The following is a 9,366-nucleotide window of genomic DNA, read 5'->3' as shown; positions in this document are numbered from 1 at the left end:
AGGTGTAGATGACGTAGACGGCGTTGTCGGGCCCGGCGAGGGGCGGCAGGTCGTGGTCGGGCAGCGCGGCCAGGCCGTGCGCCAGCTCCTGGGCGACCAGCACCGGTCCCTGGAACACCGAACCCACCAGCGCGGTGTGCCGCTCCTCGGTGACCACGCAGGCCAGTGCGGCGTCGGCGGCCATGTACGCCAGCCGGTCCGCCGGGTAGGCCGGGTCCAGCGGGACGTAGGCGCCGCCGGCCTTGAGGACGGCGAGCAGGGTGACCACCAGGTCCGCGCCGCGCTCCAGGCAGACGCCGACCAGCGACTCGGGGCCGATCCCGAGCTCGCGCAGGCGCCGGGCCAGGCGGTTCGCGCGGCGGTTCAGCTCGCCGTAGCCGAGCGGCACGCCCTGGTGGGTGACGGCCGTCTTCTCCGGCGCCAGGGCGGCCTGCCGCTCGAACACCTCGTGCACGCACAGGCCTTCGTGGCGGGCCGGGGTGGCGGCGACCGGCCGGTCGACGATCTCCAGCTCGCCGGGCGGCAGGAACGCGGCCGTGGCGTCGCCGTCGGGGTCGGCGGCCATCGCCTCGACGACGGCGCGGTAGAGGGCGCCGATCCGTTCGGTGTGGGCGCGGGTGAGGGTGTGGGTGTCGCTGGCCAGGGTGAAGCAGCCGCCGAGGGTGGTGACGGTCAGTCCGAACTCGGTGTGGCCCTCGTCGATTACGCTCTCTGCGTCGATCTGGCCGAGGTCGACCTGGTGGAAGTCCTGGTGGTTGAACATCACGTCGATCAGGCGTCCGCCGTCGCCGAGTTCGCGCTGGATGACCGGCATCGGGAAGCGGCGGCGCGGCCACATCGCGATCTCGTCGGCGAGCACCTGCTGGACCGACTCCCGCCAGGTGGCGGCGGTGCGGCGGGCCGGGAACGGCAGGGTGTTGAGGTACATGCCGTACACCCGGTCGGCGCCGACGGCCTCGGGGCGGCCGTCGCAGACCAGGCCGGTGCAGAAGGTCGCCTCCTCGGTGAGCAGGCCGAGCACCTTGAGGTGCGCCGCCACCAGGACGTTCTTCAGGGAGGCGCGGGAGCGGACGGCGAGCAGCCGCAGCTGCGGTTCCAGGTCCTGGTAGGGAACCTGGACGCGGTAGTACTCGCGCGGCTGTCCGGGGTCCGCGCCCCAGCCGGCCGGCAGCGCGAACGGCGGGTGCTCGTCGAGCACGCCCTGCCAGAAGGCGCGGTCCTCGGCGGAGGCGACGGCGTCGAGTTCGGCGGCGATGAAGTCGGCGAAGCGCACGGACGGGGTCTCGGGCACCAGCGGCGTCCGGCCGGCCCGCAGCGCGCGGAACGTCTCCAGGGTCTCCATCAGCAGGGAGTGGTAGCTCCAGCCCTCCAGGACCGGGTGGCACTCGGTGATGGAGATCCACCAGCTGTTCCCGGCGGCGAGGTGGGCGGTGACCCGGATCAGCGGCGGCACGTCGAGGTCGAACGGGTTGGCGCGCTCGGCGGCGGTGAACTCCCGGACGGCGGCCTCCTGTCCGGCCTCGTCGAGGGCGCGCAGGTCGTGGACGGCGACCTGCGGTTCGACCTCGCCGTGCACCAGCTGCAGCGGGGTGCCGTACGCGGTGAGCTCGAAGGAGGTGCGCAGCACCTCGTGGCGGGCGACCACCTGGTGCACGGCCCGGCGCAGCGCGTCCGGGTCGAAGGGCCGGTCGTCGCGGACCCGGAAGGCGGTGACGTTGTGGTACGTGTTGGTGCTGCCGCCGGTCAGGAGTTCGGCGACCATGCCGAGCTGGACCTGGGAGAGCGGGTAGGCGTCGGTGATCCCGGCGGGCAGGGCGGCGCGGACGGCCGGGTCGATCAGCTGGAAGGGTGCCACGGCCGGGGTCGGCGCGGGCGGGGCCTGCCGGTTGCCGAGGTACTGGGCGAGGGCGGCGACCGTGCGGTGCTCGAAGACGTCGCGGACGGTGACGTCGTAGTCGGCCTCGCGCAGGACGCCGACCAGGGAGACGGCGCGGATGGAGTCGCCGCCGAGGTCGAAGAAGGTGGCGTCGACGCTGACCCGCTCCAGGCCCAGCGCCTGGCACCAGACCTCGGCGATCCGCTGCTCGGTGACGGTCCGCGGCGCGGTGAAGGCCTCGTCCTGGCCGGCGCCGGAGCGCTCGGGGGCGGGCAGGGCGCGCCGGTCGGTCTTGCCGTTGCCGGTGAGCGGGAAGGCGTCGAGCCGGACGAAGGCGGCCGGGACCATGTAGCCGGGGAGGCTCTGGCCGAGCAGGGTCCGCAGGTCGGCGGCGGTGGGTCCGCCGTCGGCTTCGGCGGTCCAGTAGGCGACCAGTTCCTTGCGGCCCGGGCTGTCCTCGCGGGCGATGACGACGGCCTCGCGCACCCCCGGGTGGGCGGCGACGGCGGCCTGGATCTCGCCGAGTTCGATCCGGTAGCCGCGGATCTTCACCTGGTCGTCGGCCCGGCCGACGAACTCCAGGGTGCCGTCCGGGAGGCGGCGGGCCAGGTCGCCGGAGCGGTACAGCCGGGAGCCGGGCGCGCCGAACGGGTTGGGGACGAAGCGCTCGGCGGTGAGGTCGGGCCGGTTGAGGTAGCCGCGGGCGACTCCGGGGCCGCTGACGTGGATCTCGCCGACGACTCCGACCGGCACCAGCCGGCCGTGCTCGTCGAGCAGGTGGACACCGAGGTCGGGCAGCGGGCGGCCGATCGGGCTGACCGCGGGCGCGGCGAGGTCGGTGCCGGTGAGGCGGTGGAAGGTGGTGTGCACGGTGGTCTCTGTGATGCCGTACATGTTGATCAGCGCGGGGGTGTCCGGGCCGAGCCGGTCGGTCCACGGCCGCAGGTCGCCGATCTCCAGCTTCTCGCCGCCGAAGACCACGTGGCGCAGGGCGAGCCGGTCGATCCGCGGGTCGCCGGCGCCGGCCAGGGTGACCAGCGAGCGGAACGCGGACGGGGTCTGGCTGAGCACGGTGACGCGCTCGGCGACCAGCAGGTCGAGCAGCTCCTCGGGCGAGCGGGCGACGTCGAAGGGGACCACGGCGAGGCGGCCGCCGAACAGCAGGGCGCCCCACAGCTCCCAGACGGACACGTCGAAGGCGTAGGAGTGGAACAGTGACCAGACGTCGTCGCTGCCGAAGCCGTACAGGCCGGCGGCGGCGCTGAACAGCCGCAGCACCGCGCGGTGGGAGAGCACCACGCCCTTGGGGCGGCCGGTGGATCCGGAGGTGTAGATGACGTAGACGGCGTTGTCGGGCCCGGCGAGCGACGGCAGGTCCTCGGCGCTCTCGGCGGCCGGTTCGGCGGCGAGGTCCTCGAGGACCAGGGCCGGGCCGTCGTGCACGGAGGCGACCAGCGCGGCGTGCGCGGTCTCGGTGACCACGCAGGTCAGGGCCGCGTCGGCGGCCATGTAGGCGAGCCGGTCGGACGGGTAGGCCGGGTCGAGCGGCACGTAGGCGCCGCCGGACTTGAGGACCGCGATCAGGGTGACCACCAGGTCCGGGCCGCGTTCCAGGCAGACGCCGACCAGCGATTCGGCGCCGACGCCGAGGGCGCGCAGGCGGCGGGCCAGGCGGTTGGCGCGGCCGTTGAGCTCGCGGTAGGTGAGCGAGCCGCCGGGGTGGCTGACGGCGACCGCGTCGGGGGTGCGGGCGGCCTGCTCCTCGAAGACCTGATGGGCGCAGCGGCCGTCCCACGCGCTGGGGGCGCCGGGGATCGGCTGGTCGACCACGGCGAGTTCGGCGGCGTCGAGCAGGTCGACGGCGGACAGCGGGGCTTCGGGGTGCTCGGCGACGGCGGTGAGCAGGCGGGTCAGGTGGCCGGCCAGCCGCTGCACGGTCGGCTGGTCGAACAGGCCGGTGGCGTACTCGAACTGGCAGCCGAGGGAGCCGTCGGGGAGTTCGGCGGCCTGCAGGGCGAGGTCGAACTTGGCGACCTGCCAGGGCAGCGGGACCTGCTCGGCGCGGACGCCGCCGAGGGTGAGTTCGCCGGCCTGCCGGTCGTGCAGGGTGAACGCGGTCTGGAACAGCGGGGTGACGGACAGGTCGCGCTCGGGCTGGAGTTCGTCGACCAGGGAGGCGAACGGGGTGTCCTGGCGGTCGAAGGCGTCCAGCACCGTGGTGCGGGCCAGCGGGAGCAGGTCGGCGAAGGCCGGGTCGCCGTCCCAGCGGGTGCGCAGCACCAGGGTGTTGATGCCGTAGCCGGCCAGGTCGCGCAGCTGCGGGCGGGTGCGGCCGGAGACCACGGTGCCCACCGCGATGTCGGTGCTGCCGGTCCAGCGGGCGAGCTGGGCCTGGTAGCCGGCGAGCAGCACGGTGAACAGGGTGGTGCGGTGCTCGGCGGCCAGCGCGCGCAGCCGCTCGGCGGTCGCGGCGGGGACGGTGAAGCGGTGCGCGGCGCCCTCGGTGGAGCGGACCGCCGGGCGGAGCCGGTCGGTGGGCAGTGCGAGCGGTTCGACGCCGCTCAGCTGCTGCTTCCAGTAGGAGAGCTGCCGGACGGCGGCGGGCCGGGTGCGGAAATCCGAGCGCTGCCAGGCGGCGTAGTCGGCGTACTGCAGGCCGGGGGCGGGCAGCGGCGAGGGCAGGCCGTCGCGGAACGCGCCGTACAGCGCGGAGAGTTCGGCCATCAGCAGTTCCTGCGTGCGTTCGTCGCAGGCGATGTGGTGCAGGGTGAGGGCGAACAGGTGGTCGTCGGGCGCCAGCACGTACAGGGTGGCGCGCAGGGGTGCGTCCTGCTCCAGGTCGAAGGGCCGGGCGCTGAGCCGGCGGGCCTGCTCCTCGGCGAGGCGGGCGCGGTCGGCTGCGGGCCGGCCGGTGAGATCGACGGTGGCCAGGACGCCCGGGGTGGCCGGTCCGATCAGCTGGACCGGCTCCTCGCCGTCCAAGGCGTACCGGGTGCGCAGGATCTCGTGCCGGGCGGTCAGTTCGTCGAGCGCGGCGGCGAGTGAGTCACGGTCCAGGTCGCCGCGCAGGCGCAGCAGTTGAGGTACCAGGTACTCGACGGCGTCGGGGTCGAGGCGGTTCAGGAACCACATCTGGCGCTGACCGAAGGAGAGCGGCAGCGGCCTGGTGCGGTCCGCCGCGGGGATGGCGGCGGGGCCGGCCGGCCGGCCGCCGGCCATCCGGCGGCGGATCAGCTCCTCGCGCAGGGCGGTGGCGTCCTGGGTGGTCTGCTGCGTGTCTCCAGCACTCATGCCGGCTGCCCCTTCGTACGGGTCGTGTCGGCCACGACGTCCTCATCGCTGAGCTGGGCGATCTCCGCCCGGATCAAGTCCTCCAGGGCGAGCGCCCACTGCTCGACCGTGGGTCCGTCGAACAGCGCCCGGACCGGGATGTCCAGGTCGAGTTCGGCCCGGGCGGCGGCGGTGACGGTCGCCGCGAGCAGGGAGTTGCCGCCGAGCGCGAAGAAGTCGTCGCGGACGCCGACCTCGGTCTCCAGCGCCTCGGCCCAGATCCCGGCGAGGCGCTCCTCGAAGGGGTTGCGCGGGGCCAGGTGCGCGGCGGGCGCGGTCGGCGCGGGGTCCACCGCCGGGGCGGCGGCGTTCCAGGCGAGCGCGGCGCGCCGCCGGTCGGCCTCGGTGCGCACGTCCAGGGTGGCCAGGGCTGCGCCCGGGTCGGCGACGGCCTTGGCGGCGAGGGCGGCCAGGCCGTCGGCGAGCGCGTCGGCGGTCTGCGGGTCGAACAGCGCGGTGGCGTACTCCAGCAGGCCGGCCAGGCCGCCGTCGTCCTGCCGGTGCATGATCAGGGCGAGGTCGGTGGGGGTGGTGCGCCAGGCGCCGCCGAACTCGGCGAGGGCGCCGTCGTCCTCGGCCAGGCCGGTCAGCCCTTCGTCCTGGAGGTCGAACAGGGCCTGGTAGAGCGGGGTGCGGGACGGGTCGCGGGACGGCTGGAGGTCCTCGACCAGCTGCTCGAACGGCAGGTCCTGGTGGGCGAAGGCGGCCAGGCAGGCGGCCCGGACCCGGTCCAGAGCCGCCTCGAAGCTCAGCTCGGGGGCGAGCCGGCCGCGCAGCACCAGGGAGTTGAGGAACAGCCCGACCAGGCCCCGGGTCTCCGGCCGGACCCGGCCGGCCACCGGGGTGCCGACGGCGACGTCCCACTGGCCGCTGTGCTGGGCGAGCAGGGTCTGCCAGAGGGTCAGCAGGGTCATGAACGGCGTGGCGCCGCGGCTGCGGCCGAGCTCGGTCAGCGCCTGCGCGGTGGCGGCGGGGATGTGCACGGCACGGACCGCGCCGTGCGCCTCGCGGTGGGCGGGGCGGGGGCGGTCGGTGGGCAGCGGCAGGGTGGGCAGGCCGGCCAGCGCCTCGCGCCAGTGGGCGAGCTGGTCGTGGCGCAGCTGCTCGGTGAGCCAGTGCTCGCGCTGCCAGACGGCGAAGTCCGGGTAGCCGATCGGCAGCGGCGCCAGGTCCGGTTCGCGGCCGTCGGCGAGGGCGGCGTACAGCTCCCGCAGCTCCCGCTTGAGCAGGACCGTCGACCAGCCGTCGCAGGCGATGTGGTGGACCGTCAGCAGCAGCAGTGCGGAGCCGTCGGTGCGGCGGGCGAGCAGGGCGCGCCAGAGCGGGCCGTCGGCGAGGCCGAACCCGCGGGCGATCTCCGCGGTGACGCGGTCGACCAGCGCGGGTCCGTCGGCGTCGGTGACGGCGAGCTCGACGGCGCCGGGCTGGTCGACCTGCTGGACGGGCCGGCCGTCGGCCAGCGGGTAGCGGGTGCGCAGTGCCTCGTGCCGGGCGGCCAGCGCGGTGAGGGCGCGGCCGAGCACGGCGGGGTCGGTGTCGTCCGGGAGCCGCAGGAACAGCGGGATCACGTACTCGGCGCTGCCGGGGGCGAGCTGGTCGAGGAACCACATCCGCTGCTGGCCGGCCGACAGCGGCAGCGGCACCGAGCGGTCGACCTTGGTGATCTCGGCGCCCGCGGCCTCGGCGCGTTCCAGCAGCCGGGCCTGGTCGCGGACGGTGGAGGCGGTGAACAGGTCCGCGAGGGCGAGTTCGCGGCCGGTGGCGGCGCGCAGCCGCTGGGCGAGCCGGCCGAGCAGCAGGGAGTAGCCGCCGAGCCGGAAGAAGTCGTCGTCGGCCGCGATGTCGGGGGTGTCCAGCAGGTCGGCCCAGATCGCAGCGACGGTGCGTTCGGTGGGGGTGCGCGGCGGCACCCGCCCGCCGGTGCCGGCGGGCCGCTCGCCGGGGGCGGGCAGCGCCTTGCGGTCGAGCTTGCCGCTGGTGGTCAGCGGGAACGCGTCGAGCACGGTGAAGACGGCGGGCACCAGGTACTCGGGCAGCCGCTCGCGGCAGTGGGCGCGCAGCTCCTCGTGGCCGACCTCGCCGCGGACGGTGAGGTAGGCGGCGATCCGGCCGACACCGGCGGCGCCGGTGACGGCGAGGACGGCGGCGGCGCTCACCCGGGGGTGGGCGGCCAGCACGGTCTCGATCTCGCCGGGTTCGATCCGGACGCCGTTGACCTTGACCTGCCCGTCGAGGCGGCCGAGGTACTCGAGCGTGCCGTCGGCGCGCCAGCGGACCTGGTCGCCGGTGCGGTACAGGCGGGCGCCGGGCGGGCCGTACGGGTCGGGCACGAAGCGGTCGGCGGTCAGGTCCGGGCGGTTGACGTAGCCGCGGGCCACGCCGGCGCCGCCGACGTGCAGTTCGCCGGGGATGCCGAGCGGGGCGAGGGCGCCGTTCCCGTCCAGCACCAGCAGCCGGATGCCGGTGATCGGGCGGCCGATCAGGATCGGGCCGGTGAGCTGCTGCGGGTCGACGTGCTGGGCGGTGACGTCGATGGAGCACTCGGTGGGGCCGTAGGTGTTCCAGATCTGGACGTCGGCGCGGGCCAGCAGGCGCTGGCAGAGCTCGGCGTGCAGCGGTTCGCCGGCCGAGAAGACCAGCCGGATGGCGGTGCAGTCGGCCCAGCCGGGTTCGTCGACCAGCAGCCGCAGCACCGAGGGCACCAGCTGGAGCACGCTGATCCGCTCCCGGGCGACGGTGCGGACCATCTCGGCGGGGTCGCGTTCGACCCCGACGGGGGCCATCACCACGGTGCCGCCGCTGCTCAGCGGGCCGAAGAACTCCCAGCCGGCCGCGTCGAAGCTGAGCGAGGTCTTCTGCAGCACCCGGTCGGCGGGGCCGAGGCCGTGGGTGTGCACGGTCCAGGCGACCCGGTTGGCGATGCCGCGGTGGCTGACCGCGACGCCTTTGGGGCGCCCGGTGGAGCCGGAGGTGTGGATGACGTACGCGAGGTGGTCCGCGGTGACTCCGGTGACCGGGTCGGTGGCGGGCCGGGTGGCCAGTTCGGGGCCGGCGGTGTCGAGGGTGACCAGGTGGACGCCGTCGGCGCGGACCAGCGGGGCCAGGGCCTGCTCGGTGACCACGATGCGGGCGCCGGTGTCGCCGAGCACCCAGTCGACGCGGTCCTTGGGGTGGCCCGGGTCGAACGGGACGTACGCGGAGCCCGCCTTCCAGACCGCGAGCAGCGCCACCGCCAGGTCCGTGCCGCGGTGCAGGCAGACGCCGACCAACCGGTCGGGGCCGGCGCCGAGGTCGCGCAGGTGGTGGGCGAGCCGGTTGGCCCGCTCGTTGAGTTCGGCGTAGCTCAGCCCGTGGCCGCCGGCGGCGACCGCGGGCGCGTGCGGGGTCAGGGCCGCACGGGCCGCGACCAGCTCGTGCAGCAGCCCGCCGGGGGCCGGGTCGCCAGGTGCCCCGGCCGGCCGCGGTGGCGCGGCCTGGGCCGTGCCGTCCTGCCCGGTGCCGGGCGGCGGGATTGTCTGCACGGTCTGCCCTTCGGTGGTGGGTGGTCGGTGGGCGGGCCCGCGGCGGGGCCCGGTGGTCAGGCGTCGGCGCCCTGGTCCATCCGCTGCCGCAGGCTCAGCGGCCGCATGTCGGTCCACACCTCGGAGATCCGGGCCAGGCACTCGTCCTTGGTGCCCTGGGTGCCCTCGGTGCGCCAGCCCGCCGGGACGTCCCGGCCGACCGCCCAGACCGAGTACTGCTCCTCGTCGTTGAGGACCACGAGGTACTGCCGGCCGTCGTTCTGGTCGTCGCTCATCTGCACTCCTCTGTTCGGCTTTCGGGCATGCCGAATTCATTCACTGGAGGATTTACGGGAGTTCACCGGAACAGGAGATGACGGAAAATCACCGGCCTGCGCGGCGCAGCCGGAAATATGCCGTTCAACTACCTTCCGGTAGCCGGGTCGGGGCCGGCGGAATGCGCTCCGCGGGCTTCCTGGCGCCGTTCGGCGGTGAGGGGAAGCACGGCCCCCGTTTCGGACATCGCCATCATGGCCGGTTTGATCAATAGCGCTCAAGGGGTTGTCAGTTGCCAGAGCCTGGCAACTGACAACCCCGAGGCAACCCGGCCCGACCAGGCATGTTAGGTCATGTACTCGACAATCAACCCCGGACGGACAC

General features: G+C 74.7%; 3 protein-coding genes. All 3 read right to left on the bottom strand.

Translation table 11 applies throughout. From position 1 onward, the window contains the following. Nucleotides 1-5,167 (bottom strand): non-ribosomal peptide synthetase (locus AA75_RS53895; protein WP_199520574.1); only part of this gene is annotated, 5,167 nt, incomplete at its 3' end. Next, complete coding sequence (locus tag AA75_RS44075; RefSeq protein ID WP_051814470.1) at nt 5,164-8,727, bottom strand: non-ribosomal peptide synthetase; 3,564 nt, start codon at nt 8,725-8,727, stop codon at nt 5,164-5,166. The genes AA75_RS44075 and AA75_RS53895, both read right to left, overlap by 4 nt. Before the next feature lie 56 nt (nt 8,728-8,783). After that, the gene (locus AA75_RS50650; RefSeq protein ID WP_033826198.1) at nt 8,784-9,002 is read right to left on the bottom strand and encodes an MbtH family NRPS accessory protein; all 219 of its coding nucleotides are present in this window, start codon (nt 9,000-9,002) and stop codon (nt 8,784-8,786) included. Nucleotides 9,003-9,366: the final 364 nt, after the last annotated feature.

This window comes from Kitasatospora sp. MBT63, assembly GCF_000710465.2.
Lineage (GTDB): Bacteria > Actinomycetota > Actinomycetes > Streptomycetales > Streptomycetaceae > Kitasatospora.
This window is presented reverse-complemented; position numbering and strand designations above follow the sequence as displayed.